This is a genomic window from Pirellulales bacterium (assembly GCA_036499395.1).
Classification (GTDB): domain Bacteria; phylum Planctomycetota; class Planctomycetia; order Pirellulales; family JACPPG01; genus JACPPG01.
This window is the reverse complement of sequence record DASYDW010000068.1, coordinates 255,386-275,369: the sequence shown is the minus strand read 5'-3', so window position 1 is coordinate 275,369 and position 19,984 is coordinate 255,386. Positions and strand designations below refer to the sequence as shown.

The 19,984-nt window shown below is 61.5% G+C and carries 12 protein-coding genes; 8 read left to right on the top strand and 4 right to left on the bottom strand.

Going from position 1 to position 19,984, the window contains the following annotated elements; all coding sequences use genetic code 11:
• Positions 1 to 117: 117 nt before the first annotated feature.
• Positions 118 to 1,086: a hypothetical protein gene (locus tag VGN12_13760; protein ID HEY4310512.1), complete on the top strand. Its 969-nt coding sequence runs from the start codon at positions 118 to 120 to the stop codon at positions 1,084 to 1,086.
• Between the two features lie 45 nt (positions 1,087 to 1,131).
• On the top strand, positions 1,132 to 2,241 hold the full coding sequence (locus VGN12_13755) for an aminotransferase class I/II-fold pyridoxal phosphate-dependent enzyme (protein HEY4310511.1): 1,110 nt from the start codon (positions 1,132 to 1,134) through the stop codon (positions 2,239 to 2,241).
• A gap of 129 nt (positions 2,242 to 2,370) precedes the next feature.
• Here the strand turns inward: VGN12_13755 and clpX are convergent, their stop codons facing one another.
• Entirely contained in the window at positions 2,371 to 3,660 is a 1,290-nt protein-coding gene (clpX, locus tag VGN12_13750) for an ATP-dependent Clp protease ATP-binding subunit ClpX (GenBank protein HEY4310510.1), read from the bottom strand.
• 785 nt (positions 3,661 to 4,445) lie between these two features.
• Between clpX and eda the strand changes: the two genes are divergently transcribed.
• Positions 4,446 to 5,105, top strand: coding sequence for a bifunctional 4-hydroxy-2-oxoglutarate aldolase/2-dehydro-3-deoxy-phosphogluconate aldolase (gene eda, locus VGN12_13745; protein ID HEY4310509.1), 660 nt, complete (start codon positions 4,446 to 4,448; stop codon positions 5,103 to 5,105).
• Positions 5,106 to 5,320: 215 nt separating this feature from the next.
• A complete protein-coding gene (locus tag VGN12_13740; protein HEY4310508.1) occupies positions 5,321 to 7,171 on the top strand; it encodes a hypothetical protein in 1,851 nt (616 codons plus the stop codon).
• Between the two features lie 31 nt (positions 7,172 to 7,202).
• Here the strand turns inward: VGN12_13740 and VGN12_13735 are convergent, their stop codons facing one another.
• Positions 7,203 to 8,567 carry a neutral/alkaline non-lysosomal ceramidase N-terminal domain-containing protein gene (locus VGN12_13735; GenBank protein HEY4310507.1) on the bottom strand — a complete coding sequence of 455 codons (1,365 nt, stop codon included), beginning with the start codon at positions 8,565 to 8,567 and terminating at the stop codon, positions 7,203 to 7,205.
• 235 nt (positions 8,568 to 8,802) lie between these two features.
• Between VGN12_13735 and holA the strand changes: the two genes are divergently transcribed.
• The 4 genes from holA to VGN12_13715 all read left to right on the top strand — a co-directional run bounded on the left by holA (position 8,803) and on the right by VGN12_13715 (position 17,413).
• Positions 8,803 to 9,855 (top strand): DNA polymerase III subunit delta, encoded by a 1,053-nt coding sequence (gene holA / locus VGN12_13730; protein ID HEY4310506.1) that lies wholly within the window; start codon positions 8,803 to 8,805, stop codon positions 9,853 to 9,855.
• Between the two features lie 292 nt (positions 9,856 to 10,147).
• Complete coding sequence (locus VGN12_13725) at positions 10,148 to 11,770, top strand: hypothetical protein (protein ID HEY4310505.1); 1,623 nt, start codon at positions 10,148 to 10,150, stop codon at positions 11,768 to 11,770.
• A gap of 61 nt (positions 11,771 to 11,831) precedes the next feature.
• Positions 11,832 to 12,971 (top strand): N-methyl-L-tryptophan oxidase, encoded by a 1,140-nt coding sequence (solA, locus tag VGN12_13720; protein HEY4310504.1) that lies wholly within the window; start codon positions 11,832 to 11,834, stop codon positions 12,969 to 12,971.
• 158 nt (positions 12,972 to 13,129) lie between these two features.
• Complete coding sequence (locus VGN12_13715) at positions 13,130 to 17,413, top strand: PVC-type heme-binding CxxCH protein (GenBank protein ID HEY4310503.1); 4,284 nt, start codon at positions 13,130 to 13,132, stop codon at positions 17,411 to 17,413.
• Positions 17,414 to 17,420: 7 nt separating this feature from the next.
• Here VGN12_13715 and VGN12_13710 read toward each other — a convergent pair whose 3' ends face one another.
• Entirely contained in the window at positions 17,421 to 19,229 is a 1,809-nt protein-coding gene (locus VGN12_13710; protein ID HEY4310502.1) for a DEAD/DEAH box helicase, read from the bottom strand.
• Positions 19,226 to 19,852, bottom strand: coding sequence for a hypothetical protein (locus VGN12_13705; protein ID HEY4310501.1), 627 nt, complete (start codon positions 19,850 to 19,852; stop codon positions 19,226 to 19,228). Before VGN12_13705 ends, VGN12_13710 begins: the two co-directional genes overlap by 4 nt.
• Positions 19,853 to 19,984: the final 132 nt, after the last annotated feature.

Genomic DNA, 19,984 nt, shown 5'->3' with positions numbered 1-19,984 from the left:
CATCGCGGTCATGCAATCATGGCCGAGGCCGTCGAGGTTCAGCAGAGTCCTTGGCCTGATTGACGAACGAATTCGGGCATCGCATCCTGAGCGCAGTCACTGAGCCTCAGGAGTCGCATGGTGCGCCGAACTCTCTTTCGCGCTGATTCTTCGGGTCTGAGCTTTTTGTTGCTAGCCACCATCGTTGCCACCGCCCTGCTCGTGGAGCTCAGTGGCCCGTTGTTGTGGCTGCGGGCAAAATCGGACAATCCGCCCCGCTCCGGCCTCATCGAATCCTGGCTTCGCAGAAACTTCGAGCCGACGATTCGGTACGTCGACGCGTTCAATCGCGGGTCATTGCAAGCCCTGGCCGTATGGGCCGTATTCAGCTCAGCGTTACCGGCCTGGCGCGCGTTAGTCCTTTGCGGTGTGCTGGGGTTGCACGTCGAATTGGATCAGTTTGGCGTCAAGGCGGGCGACGAGGACGCCAACATCGTGATCTACCTTGTCTGGCTGTTTTCTCAATTAACGATTTGGCGCTGCTTGGGGGCAAGCATCTCCAAGCCCGCACCAGACGAAGAACGCGACGTTGCTCAGTCTAAATCGCGGGTCTGGAGGTTTTCGATCGCGGATCTCGTGTGGTGGTTTTGCGCAGCCGCGTTTTTTCTGGCCCTCGTGAAGGGCCGTACTCTACCGTCGCAATTCGAAGTCGAGAGACTACTCGTCGCCCTACCTATGCTGGTCGTTCAGCCAATCGTTTTTGTCTGGATGGTGTTATCGCGCGACGGCGCCAGACTCACACTTCTCAAGCTCCTGGTCACAGTGCTAATTTTGGCCGGTTCGATCTGGCTCGTCGCTTACGTGAATCGTCACGGCGGGTATCAGATCATGCCCGTCGACTTGGCCCGTCGGTACTATCATGGCTCCGGTTCCATGACATTTGATTTCGTGGTGGGCTCAGCCGCGATGTTGTTCCCGCTCGTGGGTGCGCTGTTGGCAGCGCGCCTGGCCGGTTACCGATTTCAGTGGCGCGCGAACCACTGTGCCGTATCGACCGTCTCGCCTGCACCGAACCTTGCAGGACACGCGGCAAACGCTCGGCTATGATGGCACGCAATTCGCCCCCTTCTTGAACTCGCCGAACGCCTACTTATGTCACACCGATGGATTGCCGAGCGGATGCAAGCGCTCGATAGCTCGGGCATTCGCAAGATTTTCGACCTGGCCGCGAAGATGAAGTCGCCGGTCAACCTGTCGATCGGCCAACCCGATTTCGACGTGCCGGAACCGATTCGGCAGGCCGCGATCGAGGCGATCAGCTCGCGCAAAAACGGTTATTCGCCAACGCAGGGTGTCGGTGCCCTGGTCGAGGGTTTGCAATCGCGGGTTGACGCCCAATACGGACACGCCGACCGCCGGGCACTGGTCACAAGTGGCACCAGCGGCGGCTTGGTACTGGCACTGCTCGCACTTGTTAACCCTGGGGACGAAGTGGTTGTCTTCGATCCGTACTTCGTCAGTTACCCGGCGCTGGTCGAATTGGCCGGCGGTCGTCCGGTGCTGGTCGATACTTATCCGAGTTTCAAGGTCGACCTAGACCGGTTGCAGGCCGCGATCACGCCACGCACGAAGGCGATCATTTTCGCCAGCCCGGCAAATCCTACCGGCGTGACCGCGACCGAAGATGAGGTTCGTGCCATCGCCTCGCTGGCGGCCGAGCGGGGCATCGCACTGATCAGCGACGAAATCTACGAGCGGTTCTGCTACGACGCTCCGTTTGTTTCGCCGGCCCGCTATAACGATCAGACGATCGTCGTCGATGGATTCAGCAAAACGTACGCCATGACCGGCTGGCGATTGGGCTTTGCCCACGGCCCGGCGGAAATCGTCCAGGAGATGGGGAAGCTGCAGCAGTACACCTTCGTTTGCGCGCCGCAGCCGATGCAGTGGGCAGGCATCGCGGCGTTGGACGTCGATATGACCGCCTACATCAACACGTATCGCGGTAAGCGCGATCGATTGCTGGCCGGCCTGGCCAGAGATTACGACATCGTGCAACCGGGCGGCGCCTTTTACGCGTTCCCGCGCGTGCCGCGCGGCACTGCCACGGAATTCGTCGAGCGGGCGATCGCACGCGAGCTCTTGATCATCCCGGGCAAGATCTTCAGCCGCGCCGATACACACTTCCGCATCTCTTACGCGGCGACCGACGAAACGATCGACCGCGGTGTCGAGATCTTGCGCGGACTCGCCCGTTCGTAAGACTCTTCACGCGCATCACAGCGCGCAAAAAAACGAGCCCGGGGTCAGCAGTTGCCGACACGCCGGGCTCGTTTAACAGCGCTGTTGACTTAACCCCCACGGCCAGCAAGCTGGGAGTGGGCTTGAACGTCACGCGCTCTTGTGCTTAGGTTCGGGCATCGGGAACAGCTTTTCACGGCCGGCCACGACGTCCTCAGTGATGAGATAGCTCTGGCCATGCCCTTGTTCGGGCAAGTCGTACATGATGTCGAGCATGATCGACTCGATGATCGAGCGCAGACCACGGGCACCGGTCTCTTTTTCCTGGGCTCGCTCGGCCACCGCACGCAGTGCTGTGTCAGTGAATTGCAGTGTGGAGTTCTCCAACGAGAACAGCTTCTGGAATTGACGGACCAATGCGTTACGCGGCTCTTGCAACACCCGCACCAGGGCGCTGGTATCGAGCGGCTTTAGTGCCGTGATGACTGGCAGTCGCCCAACCAATTCCGGAATCAAACCGAATTCCAGGATGTCGTCGCTGCTAACTTGTGACAGCAACTTGGACAGATCAGATTCGCCTCCTGGCGTCGCGCTCTCCTGGCCAAATCCGATCGTGCGCTTGCCGAGTCGTTTGCTGATGATCTTGTCGATGCCGACGAACGTCCCACCGCAGATGAACAGAATGTTGCTCGTGTCCATCTGAATGTATTGCTGCTCGGGATGCTTGCGGCCGCCCTGTGGGGGCACATTGGCCATCGTCCCTTCCAGCATCTTCAAAAGCGCTTGCTGCACACCTTCGCCCGACACGTCGCGTGTGATCGAGACGTTCTGGCTGGTCTTGCCAATCTTGTCGATCTCGTCGATGTACAACACACCGCGCTGCGCGGATTCCAAGTCGAAGTCCGCCGCGTGCAGCAGTTTCAGCAGCAAGTTCTCGACGTCCTCGCCGACGTAGCCTGCTTCGGTCAACGTCGTGGCGTCGCCGATGGCGAACGGCACATTCAGAATCCGCGCCAGCGTGCGGGCCAATAACGTCTTGCCGCAGCCGGTCGGGCCGAGCAACAGAATATTCGACTTGTCGATTTCGACGTCTGATGGCTCGCTTCCCAGCATCAACCGCTTGTAATGCGTGTGGACAGCGACGGCCAAAACCTTCTTGGCCTCCTCTTGTCCGATCACGTACTCGTCAAGCTGGGCAACAACCTCGCGCGGCGTCGGCACTTTATTGAACAACTGCTTGCTGCTGCCGCGACGCCGCCGTTCCTGCTCGAGGATCGACTGGCAGAGCTCAATGCATTCACCACAGATATAGACGTCCCCCGGTCCTTCGACCAAAGGTCCGACGTCCCGGTAACTTTTCCGGCAGAACGAGCAAAAGGCATTCTTCTTGGTCGTACCGCCCCCGCGGCGCGTTCCGCCCAGATCCCGACTACCAGCCATACCAACTCCTTTTCGAATCAGTCTCTACGAGGCGCGTCGTGGAACTCGCAGAGAATGAAAGGGACTCCAGTTGTCGCTCGAGAGGCTTGGCCTGACCGTCCTAGTCTGGGAATTGCGTCGAGCCGCATTTGCTTACGACATTACGTGGTCGCGTGTTCAGCCGATCTGTCTATCCGATCCTGGCAGATTGTCTTACAAGAGTGATCTCTTCGGCAAAGAGCTAACCGACCGTCGATGTCGTTACAACCTACCGTCGGTGGATTTAACCCTCTTTGCCGCTATCGTTTAACTCGTCTTGGAGACGTGCTGACAGCGTTGCTTTTATTGTTCGGTATTCGACGTCGCTTAGCTCACCCCGGCTGTGCAATTCGCGGAAATTCGTGAGCATCTCGTTGGTTGAGATTCCGTCTTCGCGGAAGCTGCTTTTCACTCTGCCAACGACGTAAATGCCGACCGCTACTAGTATGGCGACTGCGGCAACTCCGAGGGTGAGTTGCGCCGATGATGTTCGCAGGTAGTCCCACATAACCTAAGCGTCAAGGGCGTCCCAGTTTGCCGGTGCCCTGCCCTTCTCTTTTGCCTCATCCGAATATTATGCACATGGCCGCCGCTACCGTCTAGCATTGCGCGCAATTCTGGCGATGATAGCGGCGAGCCCAAGTGCCCAGCTTGCGGCAAGTTGCGTCGCGCTGGCCGGTTCCGGGCACTGTACTATTCTACCCCCGATTAAGGCGGTCAAAGTTTGCGGCCCTGCGGGGCTCGTCTCAACACGGAGAGATGTCTGCATGGGTAAAGAGGAAAGCCTGCAACGAGTTTTGCGCACCGGTATCGTCGCCATCCTTCGCGCCGATGATAGCGAACGCCTGGTCGACGTCGCCGAAGCCTTGGTCGCCGGTGGGATCGACGCCGTCGAGGTGACCTTCACGGTCCCGCGGGCTGAGCAGGTGCTGGCCCAGGTTGCCGGCCGGTTGGGTGATCGGGTGCTACTCGGAGCAGGAACGGTGCTCGATCCCGAAACGGCGCGGATCGCAATCCTTTCGGGGGCACAGTTCCTGGTTTCCCCGGTGGTCCGCAGCTCGGTCATCGAGCTGGGGCGCCGTTACGGCAAGCCGGTCTTTCCGGGGGCCTTTACTCCCACCGAGGTTCTGACCGCTTGGGAAGCTGGCGCGGACATTGTGAAGATATTTCCCTCCGACACCGTCGGCCCCGCACATTTGAAGGCCTTGCGCGCCCCGCTACCGGCCATACGAATGATGCCCACCGGCGGCGTTACCTTGCAGACGGCCGCCGAGTTCCTTCGCGCAGGTGCCTGTGCGGTGGGAATCGGCAGCTCCCTCGTGGAACCGGCCGCGTTGGCCTCGGGCGACTTCGCCCGTATCGAATCCATCGCGCGACAGTATGTGAAGATCATCGCCGACACCCGCGCACAGCTAGCACAGCGATAGCGTGCGGCTATCGACTTTTCACCCCTTTCAAAAGCCTCACACCCGCTCATCCTACGCAGTCCCGCGCACCATTAACGGCTTTTCAAGCGGTATGACCGTCACGGCCGATATCTGATTGCGGGAAGGTGCGCTTGCGCGCCTCTCTGGACCGGCGACAAGTTCGCGACCGTCGGTCTCGTACGTAGGAATAGAGAACCGTTGATCGATCACTCGCGATGGGATGGGCTATCCGCCTGACGATGCGCCTATTGTATGTAATGTTGGCGTTTGTCTCCGTCCAGCCGATTGTCGGCCTGGCGCAGAACCCGCTTGCGCCCCCGGCGCCGAAGCCGCTCTTTACTCGTCAGAACTCGTTCGGCGTTCCGTTCGTTATGGATCCGGCCGAGCCTGGCGCGCGAAAGGCTGCCGAAGTACAGTTGCATGTTTCAGAGAACGGCGGTCCCTGGCGCCCCTATGCCAAGGCGGCGCCGACCAATAGCAGCATCCTTTTTCGCGCGACGCGCGACGGCGAGTATCACTTTCTCGTGCGCACGAAGGATGACCACGGCGAGTTGCAACCGGCCGGACCACCGCACGCCGAGCTGATCGTAATTCTGGATACTGATCCTCCCGTCCTGGAACTCGTCGTCGAGCGAGGCTCAGGCGGCGAGGTTCATGCTCACTGGCGCGTGCGCGATCCGCACCTGCGACCGGACAGTCTACGCTTGGAGTATCAGGTTGGTCCTGACGGTCCGTGGGTGCCCGTGGCTGTCGATCTGCCCGTCGTGGGTGCGACGACCTCGGCGCGCGACGCGACCTGGGTTCCCGAAGCTCGTTCCGTGCCGATTACGATCCGTGCCGAAGTGAGCGACTTCGCGGGCAATGTCACCAAGACACAGCGATCCGTGGCGCCGGTCGCGCCAAAAGCAAATCCGCCGGGAACACCCGCCGAAGATAACGTCGCGCATTGGCCGGGTGAACGTACGCAGGACATGCCGCTTGCTGGCAGCGATCCGCCTGGCATGCCTGGCATGTTTCCCGGGCGAACAGGAAACGAGCAAGCGATCGCCGCCGGCGCGCGCCGCTATGGGACCATCACCGAACAAATCGGGCCAGGCGTGATTCCCTCGGTCGAAGAAGTCCTACCACCCCCGCACGAGGAAATCGTGTCGGCGGGGCCCGTGACAGAACGCGCGCTGCCGATCCCACTACAGCCCGAAGAGGTTGGCCTGCCGCCGACGATGAACGAAGCCCGGCAGGCATCGCCGCGGACACGCCGCGATTTGCAACAAGTCGACGGCCCACGGCTGCCGGGCCCGACGATGGTACCGACCTCGATCGACGCGATTCCTGGCGCGCAGCCTGCTAGTTCCAGCGCCGGCGGAGCGATCGAAGAGAAACTCCCGCCTGGCATACAACCGCGCATGTTCAACACGCGGCGCATCGAACTGGATTACGAGATCGAAGCTTCGGATGCGACCGCGCCGCAAAGAATCGATATCTGGGGAACGAAGGACGGCGGCCGGACCTGGTCCAAGGTCGGTGACGACGATGACAATCATGGCCCGGCCATTGTCACAGTCGATCAGGATGGGCTTTACGGCTTCCGAATCGTCGTGGCGAGTCAGGCGGGCGCCGCGGAAGATGTCCCCAAGCCCGGCGAAGCGCCCGACGTTTGGATCGGCGTGGATACCGTTAAGCCCGTGGGTCGAATCGTTTCCGTAGATGCCGGCACCGGAGAACAAAAGAACGGAATCATGATCCGTTTCGAGGCCAGTGACAGCACTTTGGCCGCGCGTCCGATCTCGCTTTTTTACAGCGCGACCGCGAGCGGTCCCTGGAATCCGCTCGGCATGGATTTGCCCAACAGCGGCAGTTTCGAGTGGCTCCCCGAGCCGACAATCCCAGCGTCTGCGTTTTTGCGACTCGAGGTCCGCGACCTGGCGGGCAATGTTTGCGTCGTGGATACGCCGCAACCGTACTCTCTGCAGCCAAGCCGTCCCAGAATCAGAATTCGAGACGCTCGCCCCGCGGGCAATGAACCGGCTGCCGCGGCGCCACCGGTTTGGCAGGAATTCCGTCGGTAAGCTGCTCCGGCCAGCCTTCGCCTCCGAAGATTTATTTCAAGAGCTTCTCGATCGCTTTCAGAAGCACTGGTTCCACGCTAGGCGCGACACGGCTCGCGATGCCCGTTTCATACCCGCCCTGCGGATAGGAAATGGCCGTGCCGATATATCCTGCGCCGTAGTCACCATAAGCGGCCATCGCCACCACGGATTTCGGCCGCATCTGCTGAGCCGCGAGCTGATATTCGATGAAAAGCTCGGCCGGCATGTGCAATACAAAAGCATTGCCAAGCCGTAGACAGCCAATGTCGATTGGATCGGCGCGCTCGCATCTTGCGATCCAGGCCAGGTCCATTGCCGCGCGCACGCGTTGCTTGACGTCCGCCGTCGGGGCAGCCAACTCTTGTCGCAAACCCTCCGCAGCCATCCGCGGACTGATCGGCAATTGGACCGGTTCGAAAGTCCAAGCCGCATCACTTGCTGAGATGGGTTGCCGCTCGACAGATTTCCAAGCGGCGCGCATGCCGTCGGCAATTCGCACAGCAAGCTGGTCGCGACTTTCGCGCGTCCCCTCGAAATATTTTCCCATCGTCACGTTGCCCGACGCACCGTCAAAATGAATGTGTGCCACGCCAGGCAACTCACCCTCGCGCATAGCCCGTGCGAGTCCAACGGTGTCTCCGCTTACCGCCCCTTTGCCGTGATAACTTTGGGGATGCGTCGCGTAGTAGGTCACTGATACAAGCGGCCGGTCGCCGTCCCAAAAGCTGATCAACTGCAGGTACGGGTCGATCACACCTTCGGGGGCGTCACGCGCCTCGCGATCCGCGGTAAAGCTCCAGCGGACATGCTTCACGTTACCGTCCGGGCCGAGAATGCGCCGGTTCGATGCCACCTCTTTCACTTTCGCGCGTCCCAACCCCAAATGCGTGACGGCCTGCGGTCGCTCGACGGCCGAGCGCACCGCGTCGGCTGTTGCCTGAATCGTGCGGCGCGCGAACTCGACGTCGAACATCTTGCCGGTCTGCCCAACCTCGGCCAGAAGTTGTTCCGCCAAGAAATCGCACCCCGGGGCATCATGCTGATGCAAGGTTTGCACGGCCACGTGATGAATGTCAGTGCCGGCAGCCTCGGCCAATGCCTTGCGCCACGCTGTATGCCCGTCATTGCCGATTCCCACCCAATCCACCGCACAGAGCACGACCGGTTTATCCATACCCAGCAGGACAATACCGCGAGCTGAAAGTGGATCATCGATCTTTGCAACGGGCGGGACGGCCGCGTCACACAAAGGACTCCCCAGCGGGGGCGTTGCATCAACGCGAAACGTGGCAATGCGCATCGGCTGTGCGGCCACCGCGACGACAGGCCCGAGAACGCCAAGAGAAAGAACGAAAGTCGCAAGAAATCGCAACATGGGGACGCCCTCTGCCGGCTGGATCGGATTGCTACGTTAAACGAGATTCAGCGATAGATTCTATCTCGATTTAAAATGGTTTGCCTGTCACGGACCAGCCCCTGCAAACGCAACGCATTTTCTGTTCACAGAGTTCGACATGCACGACGAGCAGGTCGACGTCGGCTAGAATCAGCAGGTCGTGAACATCCTCTTCAATGAAGCGCCGTTCCACCGTGGCCCGCGAACCATCCCCATGTCCGGCATTACCCAGGCACTCGACTTTCTGGAAAAGACCACGGCCACGGTTCCGGCCGTGTGCGCGGTGTTCGGCGACGAAGTATTTCTGAAACATGAAGCATTGGACCATTTACGATCGCTTGTTCTTGAGGACGGGGACGCCGACTTTTCACTCACTGAATTCACAGGGGACGACGTCGAAGCGCATCAGGTTTTCGATTGTCTATCGACCGTCGCACTCTTTGGTGGCGGGCGTCGGCTGGTCGTGGTGCGCAAAGCCGATGACTTCGTTTCACGCAACCGCGCGGCACTCGAAACCTACGTGGCGCACCCCAAGTCTTCCGGCGTGCTGGTCCTCGAGGTCGCGACCTGGCCGGCCAATACCAAGCTGGCCAAGGCCGTAGCGGCCGAGGGATGGTCGGTCGAATGTAAGGCGCCCTCCACACAAGCGCTGACGAAGTGGCTCGTGGCTCGGGCGACAAAAAAGCATCAGGCACGTTTAGAACGGCAGGCCGCCGAGTTGTTACTCGATACGGTCGAGCCGGACTTGGGACTTCTGGACCAGGAACTCGCCAAGCTCGCCCTCTCGGCAGGCGTTAACGGGACGATCGACGCAGCACTCGTGCGCGAGCTGGTCGGCGGCTGGCGAACCAAAACCACTTGGGACATGCTCGACCTGGCCACGGCCGGACATGCTAGCGAAGCCATCTTGCAGCTCGATCGCCTGCTCTCGGCCGGCGAAAGCCCGGTGGCCGTACTCGCTCAGATCGGTTCAACCCTGCGACGTTTTGCCTCGGCCGCGCGCATCGTCGAGCAAGCCGAACGAGCCGGTCGTCGTACAACGCTCAAGCAGGCCCTCGAAACGGCCGGCTTTCGATCGTTCATTGCCGCCAAAGCCGAAACACAATTGCGACAACTGGGCCGGCAGCGAAGCGCCCGCCTCTTCCGCTGGGTCCTCGACGCGGACCTGGCGTTGAAAGGGGGTAGCTCTTCGCCGGCCCGCGCCCGCATCGTGCTCGATCAGTTGATTGCGCGGATGTCACGCGCGGCCGATGCCGTGCCGCAATAAGCAACTTGGCTTCGGCAATCTCGCGCAAGCATTGCCAGCATCGTACAGCAATCAACGCCCCCTCGCGCCGTTTGCCTCGTCTACCACGGCGAGGCAGATTTCTCCGCCCGCACCAACGCCGAAAGCCTTGCCTTGCGGTGAAAGCGGCTTTGTCTTATCCTCCCGCGACCACGGTGGACCAAAAGTCGTCATCCACATCCCGTCGGTTATCGCTAGTCCACCACGAAGCTGCTTTCCTCGCGTCGAACGAGCGCGGGGCCAAGATGCTTTTTGAGGTAAGGGCCCGCTTCACATGCCCGGATTCTCGCGCAAGCTTTCCGCCGATCGCAGCGTTCGTTGGCTCGCACTCGGAGCCATCGCGGTCGCGTCGTTGGGCTGCACAATGACGCCCACGCCCCCGCTAACCGCCAACGCGTCGCTGCGCCGCGGGCCGGGGCTCTTCAGCCGCAGATCCAGCGAACCCGATCCTCTGCTAGCAATTGAATCGAACGATCCACGTGCCGGCAGCACCCTGGCGCAAGGCCGATCCGGCTCCACGACCACGGCCGCCGATCCTCGCGCGCTGAATGACGTGATGACGCAGTTGCAATCGATTGGCGCCACGGACCCGGCCGTACAGGCCAAGTTGATGGAGGACATGCAGAGGACGGATCCGTCGCTGTGGCCGCTGTTGATGCAGACGTATCGCTCCTCGCTGGCCTATCAAAATCAAACTCGCGCCGCGGCCTATCCTTCCACTGCTGGCGCAGCCGGCGTGCAAGCTCCCCCTGCCCTGCCCAATGCCGTTCCACCGGAAATACGCGATGGCCGTGTAGGGTTGACGGCGTCAAACAATCAAGCCGCCCAAGCCGGCAGCCCGTCGCCGTGGAATGCCCTGGCCGTGCCTACGGCGACCGGATCGGACCAGGTCGTTCTCGCCAGTGCCCCTCTTCCCACGGCAACGCCTCCCGCTGCTACAGCTCCCGCAGCACAACCTCCCGCGGCAGTTCCCCCTGCGCCGCCTACGGCCGTGGCCGCGCAACCCACGGCACCACCGCCGGCTCAATTACAAGCCCCGCCTGCGACGACGCCCACGTCCCCGCCAGCGGCGAGCGAACCGCCCCCATTGCCTGCCGCGGCGGCGGCCCCCATCGCGGCGGCAAGCGCCACTCCCCCGGCGGCACAAAATGCAAACGTCCAGCAGGCCGCTTTCACCGCGCAAGCCGCTGGTACCGGTCCGTCCCCCGAAATAGCCGCGGCCATCGCCGCACTTGAGAAGCAAACGCAGACGCCAGCCAAAGACGCTGCGGACGTATCGCGACAGTTGAGCTTGCGGATGCTGTATCTATCCGTGGGGCGACGTGACGACGCCCTGCGCCCGATCGACGGGCTCAGTCCCACCGAGCAAGACTTCTGGAGCAAACAACTCACCAGCGTTTCGACATGGCTCGACGTCGGCAGTCAACCGGACGCTGGGCAGCGCGCGTTGGCTGCCACGCAACGCTTGAACGAAGCTGCCAGTCGGCTCGCCGAGCTTAGCCCGCTGACGGTAAAGAACATCGCGTTCTGCACCGAGGTGAGCAGCTATGGCGTGGTGACCCCGTTCAAGGAAACCGAATACGCACCGGGCCAGCAAGTGCTGCTCTACGCCGAGGTCGAAAACTATAAGACCGAGCACACCCCCAAGGGCTTCCGCACTGCCTTGAAAAGCGGCTATCAGGTCGTCGACAAGCAAGGCGTCAAGATGGCGGGCACGGAATCGCAAATGATGGAAGAGGTGTGCCAGAATCAGCGGCACGACTATTTCGTGCGGTACCGGCTGAACCTTCCCAAGCCGCTCCCCGACGGCGCGTACACGCTACAATTGACGATCGAAGACACGCTTGGCCAAAAAACAGGCAAGGCGTCGGTCGATTTCACGATCAAAAACAAGTAGCGTTCCAGAGCTGCGAACGCCATCAGGGTTGCTCGCGGCCGCGCTTGAATTCACGCGTCGCATGGCACCACTGGACGTCATCGTGTTAGGCACCGGCGGCATCGGTAGTGCCGCGCTTTCTGCCTTGGCCCGGCGCGGCGCTAGCGTGCTGGGCCTGGATCAGTTTCCCCCCGCACACGATCAGGGTAGTTCCCACGGACAGACGCGACTCATCCGTCAGGCGTACTACGAGCATCCCGATTATGTGCCTCTCGTGCGGCGGGCGTACGATCTGTGGGATGAATTGAGCGCACGCCGCGGCGTGCAACTTTTTCGGCGCACGGGGCTCTTGCAAGCCGGCCCAGCCGACGGCCCCGTGGTCGAAGGTACGTTGGCCAGCGCGCAGCGGCATAATTTGCCGATCGAGTCATTAAAGCCCGACGACATCCAACAGCACTGGCCCGGTTTTGTTGTGCCGCAACATTTCCAGGGCATCTACGAACCGCAGGCCGGGGTGCTCGCCGTCGAGCAATGCGTCACCGCGCACCTGGAAGACGCGCAAGCCCACGGCGCCCGGCTAATCACCGGCGAAGCCGCGCTGGCTGTGCAAGTCGGCCCGGACGGTGTCACGGTCGAAACCGCGCAGCAAAAATACGCGGCCCATCGCCTGGTGATCGCGGCCGGCCCCTGGGCTAGCCGCTGGCTTTCCGATCTCGGCATCTCGCTAGTCGTGCGACGGAAACCGTTGTTTTGGTTTGCAACCCGCTCGCCGGCGTATCGCGCGAGCGATGGTTGCCCCGCGTTTCTCTTCGAAACCTCGGCCGGAGTCTTCTACGGCTTTCCGGAACTCGAGCGCGGCGAACTGAAGATCGCCGAGCATAGTGGCGGCGACACCGTTCTCGATCCCGCGGCGGTTGATCGAAATGTACACGCCGACGATCAGGCGCGCTTGGAGTCCTTTATTCGCGATTATTTGCCCGGCGTTTCGCGCACGCGCACGAATCACGTCGTTTGTATGTACACGATGAGTGTCGACGAGCACTTCATCGTCGACCGCCATCCCGAACAGGATCGCGTTTGCTTCGTGGCAGGACTGTCCGGACACGGCTTCAAATTCGCGCCGGTTCTCGGCGAAGCGCTGGCAGATTTGGCGCTCGAGGGGCGCAGCATGCTGCCGATCCAGTTCTTCTCCTGCCGGCGAGCGGCGCTACACACGCGGTAAGACGGCGCGTCTCATCCCAGCAGGACGCAATCGACTGGTGGCAATTCCCTCGCTGGCGATTTATCCTGCCTATTGTCTTTCCGGCCATGCGCGTCGCCCCCCTGCCCTCCCCTTTTCAATCCCTGAAAGCTGTTATGCCGTCGCCCGGTCGAGTTTTGTTGCGATGCTGCTTTCTGGCCGCGATAGCGAGTTTCTTCGTCGCCACACCAGCGATTGCCGTTGAGCAGCGTCTGTCGGTGTTGTTCTTAGGCGATCAGGGGCATCATCGTCCGGCCGTGATGCACAACCTCGTCACGGACACCTTCGCCAAGCAAGGGATCGATCTGACGTTCACTACCGATGCGAATGCTTTGAACGGCGACAATCTCGCCAAATACGATGGCCTGCTGATCTTTCGCGATAGCGGCGACCTGCCCGCGGACAATGAAACGGCCCTGCTCGCCTTCATCGAAAACGGCAAAGGACTCGTGGCCGTGCATTGCGCGTCCCACTGCTTTCGCAACAGCCCGAAATATACTGCACTCGTCGGCGGCCGCTTCGCTCATCACGGGACGGGCGACTTTCGCGCCAGAATCATCGACGCGCAACATCCTGCGCTGCGGGGCGTCGCCAGCTTCGAGAGTTGGGACGAGACCTACGTCCATAACGAACTGACCAACGATCGGCTGCTGCTGATGGTGCGCGAGCACGACGGCGGCTACGAACCCTACACCTGGGTTCGCGAGCAGGGCAAAGGACGCGTCCTGTACACGGCGCTCGGCCACGACGAGCGCACCTGGCGCGTGCCGGAATTCCAACAACTGCTGCAGTCGGCCTTGCTCTGGACGACTGGTCGAACGAATGACAACCTTCCGCCGCCCGAATACACGGATGCGGGCGAGGGCTTGCCCAACTATATCGCTGGCGAGAAATGGGGAACCGAAGGGGACCGTTTGAAACGAATCCCCAAACCGCTCGCACCGGCAGAGTCGATGCGGCACTTCCACACGCCCGAGGGACTAAACGTCGAACTCTTTGGCGCCGAGCCCGACATTACCAAACCGCTGGCCATGTCGTTCGACGCACAGGGGCGGCTGTGGATCATCGAAAGCACGGATTATCCCAACACCTTGCGAGATGATCCCCACCAGAACGGTGAAGATCGCATCAAAATCTGCGAGGACACCGACGGCGATGGTAAGGCCGATAAGTTCACCGTCTTCGCCGATCACCTGAACATTCCTACCAGCGTCCTGCCCTACGGCAACGGGGCGATCGTGGCCGTCGCGCCCCACATTCTTTATCTCGAGGATACCGATCACGATGGCCGCGCGGACCGGCGGACCATCCTGCTGACGGGCTTTGGCCGTCGCGACACACACGCGGTCACCTCGAACCTGCACTACGGGCTGGACAACTGGATTTACGCTACGGTTGGCTACAGTGGCGGCACGGCCAAAGCCGGTGACGTCGAACAAAGCTTCAAGCAATCGATCTATCGCTTTCGTCCTGACGGCAGCCGCTTCGAGGTACTTTCCTCGACCAGCAACAACACCTGGGGATTGGGCATATCCGAAGCGGGAGACGTCTTTGCTTCGACGGCAAACAACGAGCACAGCGTCTATCTGGCCATCCCGAACCGTTACTTCGAGAGCGTTCGCGGTTGGCATGGCGCTGGAAGCGCCGGCATCGAAGATCACAAGCACTATCACCCCATTCCCGGCGACGTGCGACAGATGGACTGGCACGGCGCTTTTACGGCTGCCACGGGCCACGAGTTGTACACGGCCCGCGCCTTCCCGCGTAAGTATTGGAATCGCGCTGCCCTGGTGTGCGAGCCGACAGGCCATCTGGTGCATCTCGACTGGCTTGTACCACAAGGCAGCAGCTTCGTCGCACGCGACGGCTACAACTTGCTGGCCAGCACTGACCCCTGGTGCGCGCCGATTGCCGCGCAAGTCGGACCGGACGGATCGGTCTGGGTTCTCGATTGGTACAACTACGTCGTGCAGCACAACCCTACGCCGCACGGCTTCGAAACCGGGCCCGGAAACGCCTATCAAACACCGCTGCGCGATCGGACGCATGGCCGCGTGTACCGAGTTGTGGCGAACGCGGGAACTGCGGGCGAACTACCACGGCTCAACCGTGACGACTCCCCTGCCCTGCTCGCCGCGCTCGGCAACGACAACATGCTGTGGCGGCTGCATGCGCAACGCTTGCTGGTCGAGCGCGGCCGTGCGGACGTCGTTCCGCAGTTGGTTGATCTCGTCACAAAAGAAGCCGGCAAGCCCTCGGCGCTGCACGCGCTTTGGACGCTGGCTGGACTTCGCGACTCCGGTGCCATCGCGACGGAGCCTGACTTGATGGGGCCGTCGGCGCTCAGTTCCCTCAAAAGCACCGATCCAGCACTACGCAGAGCCACGCTTAAGCTGTTACCGCGCAGCGGCGCCTCGAACGCAGCGATCCTCGACGCCGGTTGCCTGCACGATTCGAACGATCAACTACGTCTCGATGCCCTCTTGGCACTGAGCGAGATGCCGCCGACACCAGCCGTGGCCCCGGCTTTGATCGAAGTACTTAACGATCCCTCGGTCGAAACCGACCGCTGGCTACCGCTGGCGGCCACGAGTGCCGCGGCCCGCAACGACGCAGCATTTCTCGATGCGGTCGTTCGTGGTGAATCTGTCGCGTCGGCTTCGAAGTCGCTGCTCAATGCAACCCGCACGGTCGCGGAACATTTTGCCCGCGGCCGCCCCGGTGCCACGGCATTAAATTTGATTTACCAACTCCGTGACACCGATCGGCCAATTGCCGAGGCCGTGGTGGCAGGTCTGGCGGCCGGCTGGCCCGCCGACGCGCCGCTACCGGTTAATAAGGAATTGGAAGACTCGCTCATTGCGCTTTTACGGCATCTGCCGGGATCGCCGGGTTTGCCGGTCATTACCCTCGCGAAACGCTGGCGCGCAGACGAAGGCTTGCAAGCCGTAGCACAAGAGATGCAGGCAGCCCTGTTCGACGAGGCTCGTGACGAAGCCAAGCCTGACGACGATCGCCTCAAAGCCGTTCAAGGCGCGCTCGCCCTAGACGCCGAGGGAAAGAACTCGGTACAGGTCATTGAGATTATCAACGCCCGTACGCCACCCGACTTGGCCGCCTCGATTCTGGAATCGCTCGGTCAGAGCACCGCTGCCGAAGTCGGCACGGCAATCGTTCGAGGCTGGAGCCGATTCACTCCCGCATCCCAAACCAAGGCAGCCTTAGTCTTGCTACGTCGCCCGGAATGGACGCGCGAGTTATTGGCGTCGCTCGAATCAGGGGCGATACCGCTAGCGAATCTAACGGTCGAAGTCGAACAGCGACTGGCCCAACATCCCGACAGCGTCCTGCGCGAGCAGGCGGCCAAGGTGCTGGCCCAAGGCGGGCGAACGACAAATCCCGATCGACAAAAAGTTTTCGAACAGTTGCGACCTTTGGCCGACAAACACGGCGACGCGGCGGCAGGCAAGCTGGTGTTCGAGAAGAACTGCGCGAAATGCCATCGGCATGGCGGCGCCGGGGGCAACGTCGGACCGGACCTGACCGGCATGGCAGCCAGGAAGCGCGCCGACATCCTTTCCGACGTGCTTGATCCCAATCGATCGGTCGAAGGCAATTTTCAGCAATACACGGTGACTACGACCGACGGTCGGATCCTGGCCGGTTTGCTCGCCTCCGAGACACGCACGACGATCGAACTGCTTGACGCCGAAGCCCGAAAGCAGGTCATCCTGCGCGAAGACATCGACGAGATGTCCGGCTCGAAACTATCGCTCATGCCCGAGGGTTTTGAGAAGCTGCCGCCTGAGGACCTGGTCAATTTGCTGGAATTTCTCGCCGCTCGCGGGCGATATTTCCCGCTGCCGCTCGACAAGGTCGCCACCGCCGTAAGCACGATCGGCATGTTCTACGATCACGCCTCGACGGCCGAACGATTGATCTTCTCGGATTGGAAACCGCGCACGCTGTGCGGCGTGCCGTTTTATCCGATCGATCCACTCGAAGATCGCATTCGCAACGTGGTCGTGCTGTACAGCCCGCAGGGAACATTTCCGCCGCAAATGCCGAAGTCGGTGAGCGTGCCGTGCAACGCCCCGGCCAAGGCGATCCATTTGCTCAGCGGTATCTCGGGTTGGGGCTATCCGCTGGGTCAAAAGGGCTCGCTGACCATGATCGTACGACTGGTCTATGCGGACAAGCAGATCGAAGATCATCCACTTCTCAATGGCGAGCACTTCGCCGACTACATGCGCCAGGTGGACGTACCCGGCTCGAAATTCGCCGCTCGGCTGCGCGATCAGCAGGTGCGATACATCGTGATCGAACCGGCGCGGCGCGTGGAAATCGAGCACATCGAATTCATCAAGGGGGACGACGCCACGGCGCCGGTCATCATGGCCGCTACGGCCGAGATGGCAGAATAAACGTCTACTACGACGCCACGGCCACGACCTCGCCAACGGCGACTTCGCCGGCGGCGGCCGGACGTTTCAGCCGAAACAGGCCAAAGATATCCTCTTGCGACAGCCCCAGGCGCGGCATCACGGCGTCCGTAAATATGGCATCAAACACTTCGCGCTTGTCGCGCAGGATGCGTTCGATCCGCTCCTCAATGGTGCCAGGCGTGAGAAACCTGGTCACCGTCACGGGTCCTGCCGCGCCAATGCGATGCGCGCGATTGATCGCCTGATCCTCGACCGCGGGATTCCACCAGCGGTCGAACAGAAACACATAACTGGCGAACTGCAAGTTCAGCCCTACCCCCCCTGCCCCGTAGCTCATCAACAGCACGTTCCGTCGCGGATCGTTCCGGAACTCGGTGAGGATATCGTCTCGACGATGGGCCGGGATGCTGCCGTGATATTCGAGGGGCTTAAAGCGCGCCAGGCGTTTCTTCAAGTTCGTCAATGTATCGACCCACTGACTGAATACGAGCGCCTTCTGACCGCTGGCGGCGACTTCTTCCAGATCCACCACCAGGCGTTCGAGTTTCGCGCTTTCGCCGGTGGCCGGATCGAAGTTGCAAATCTGCTTCAGCCGCAACACCAGTTCGAACACGTGCTGAATCGTCGCAGCCTCGCCCATCTCGGTTAGGCGTAACACGCCCTCTTCTTCCGCCAGCCGGTAAGTTTCGCGCTGCTCGGTACTCAACGGCACGTCAGCATCGCGGAACATCTTGGGAGGCATGTCCTTCAAGACTTCGCTTTTCGTCCGCCGCAAAATGTAATCGCCCGCCAGCCTGCCCATCCGCCGCGGCTTCATGCCGGGGTTCAAATGTCCCGGTCGGAGAAAATCGAAAATGCCGACCAGGTCTTCCGGGCTATTCTCGACAGGCGTGCCGGTCAGCGCCCAACTGCGCGACCGCGAAATGGCGCGCACCACCTGCGACGTGCTGCCCGAACGATTCTTGATCCGCTGCGACTCATCCAGCACCATCAGGTCGAAGTGCAGCGCCGGATCGGTTACCACGTCCGCGTCGCGTCTGAGAATCTCGTAGTTCGCAATCACAAGCGGCGCGTCGGCCTGGCGCCACTGCCAAGTGCGACGGGCGCGATCCCCTTCGACAGTCAACAACGGCAACTCAGGAGCCCATCGACCGAACTCGCGTTGCCAGTTCGTCACCAGAGGCTTGGGACAAACCAACAGCACGCGACGTGCCTCGCGCGTATGCATCAACAGGCGCACCGCGGTGATCGCCTGCATCGTTTTGCCGAGCCCCATTTCATCGGCCAAAAGCGCTGCTTGCCGCGGATACAGAAACGCCACTCCCTGCAACTGAAACGGAAATGGCTCGGCAGGAAATTCCAGGCTCGATCCGTCCAAGAGCAATTCGAGCGGTGGCTCGAGCAGCATCGATAGTCGGTCCGTCAGGCCTACCACATCCTCAGGGGGCGCAACGCGCGTATAGCGCCGTGAACGAGCGGGCGTTTGAATTTGCGGCGACGCCGGCGGCTGTTCCTCGGCCGGCTTCTCGCGATTCGTATATGCCGCAGTCGTAAAAAAGTGGCTCTTCACGGCGATCCGCGGCGCGCGAAAATCCGTTGACGTGATCGACGGTCCACCGGCAAGTGCCGTGGCTTCGAACCGCGCGAACGGGCGAGGTACGGCGCCCCCCTGGCCGGTCGACGGAAGATCGATACTTCGCGCGGTTCCGTCCAGCGCGTCGCCCAGCGAAACCGACCACACTTGCGGCGCTAAATCAGCTGTGGCGAGCCAAGAACTGCCGATCGTGGCGCTCATCTCCAGCCCCGCTGCGATTCCTGGATCGCCGCCCGAATTCGCTCAAATGGCTCGAATAAATCGAGCGCCCCCGCCCACTGCGCCAACCGCTCGTCGTCGGACTCGGTGGAATCGCCTCCGTCGCGCGCGCCCGTCTGACCGGCGCGCCGCGCCAAACAGTTACGCCCCCAGCGCGACATTGCCAAGTCGGCCGGTTGTCGATGTGCTCGGTCGACGCGATCCGGAGATTGCGCGCTGGACGAAATGCTGCTTCGATTTCCGTCGTCGGCGCTCTTCGCCTGAGCGGCGTCGTCCGGCGGCATGACCAGCCACAGCGGCGCCGCAATGTGCTCGGCAGCGGCCAGCGCCGGCGGCAAATCCGTAAACACTGCAGCCGGCCGTAGCCCCGACGTCTTAATCAACGTCGATCCGATCTGCTCACCGTATAAATACGGCTCGAGCGTTGTTCCGTACAGGATTTCTTGGGCGCGATTCGCGCGCACCGGCACCGTGCAATGAAACTCGAGCGGCCGGGCGTGCGCATTCAACAGCAGGTAGCCGCCGATCAGTCCTTGCGACGGCTGATCGACCACGGTCAAAAAGCCAAGCGCGAGCGGCTGCTCGCCATGCACTTCTGTCATCATCGAGCGTCGTGCGGTGGGAATGCGGGACGGGGCCGAAGCGGCAAAGCATCGAGTCGATTGGACGTGATCGCGGCGGCTTTTGTGCCAGCGATTCAGTAGCGGGCCCGCGGGGACGTCCTTTCAGGTGTATCG

What these genes read in the sequence shown, in the direction of transcription:
- VGN12_13760 (HEY4310512.1), top strand. Translation starts at nt 118, where the DNA reads ATGGTGCGCCGAACTCTCTTTCGCGCTGATTCTTCGGGTCTGAGCTTT.
- VGN12_13755 (HEY4310511.1), top strand. Translation starts at nt 1,132, where the DNA reads ATGTCACACCGATGGATTGCCGAGCGGATGCAAGCGCTCGATAGCTCG.
- clpX (HEY4310510.1), bottom strand. Translation starts at nt 3,660, where the DNA reads ATGGCTGGTAGTCGGGATCTGGGCGGAACGCGCCGCGGGGGCGGTACG.
- eda (HEY4310509.1), top strand. Translation starts at nt 4,446, where the DNA reads ATGGGTAAAGAGGAAAGCCTGCAACGAGTTTTGCGCACCGGTATCGTC.
- VGN12_13740 (HEY4310508.1), top strand. Translation starts at nt 5,321, where the DNA reads ATGGGATGGGCTATCCGCCTGACGATGCGCCTATTGTATGTAATGTTG.
- VGN12_13735 (HEY4310507.1), bottom strand. Translation starts at nt 8,567, where the DNA reads ATGTTGCGATTTCTTGCGACTTTCGTTCTTTCTCTTGGCGTTCTCGGG.
- holA (HEY4310506.1), top strand. Translation starts at nt 8,803, where the DNA reads ATGTCCGGCATTACCCAGGCACTCGACTTTCTGGAAAAGACCACGGCC.
- VGN12_13725 (HEY4310505.1), top strand. Translation starts at nt 10,148, where the DNA reads ATGCCCGGATTCTCGCGCAAGCTTTCCGCCGATCGCAGCGTTCGTTGG.
- solA (HEY4310504.1), top strand. Translation starts at nt 11,832, where the DNA reads ATGGCACCACTGGACGTCATCGTGTTAGGCACCGGCGGCATCGGTAGT.
- VGN12_13710 (HEY4310502.1), bottom strand. Translation starts at nt 19,229, where the DNA reads ATGAGCGCCACGATCGGCAGTTCTTGGCTCGCCACAGCTGATTTAGCG.
- VGN12_13705 (HEY4310501.1), bottom strand. Translation starts at nt 19,852, where the DNA reads ATGATGACAGAAGTGCATGGCGAGCAGCCGCTCGCGCTTGGCTTTTTG.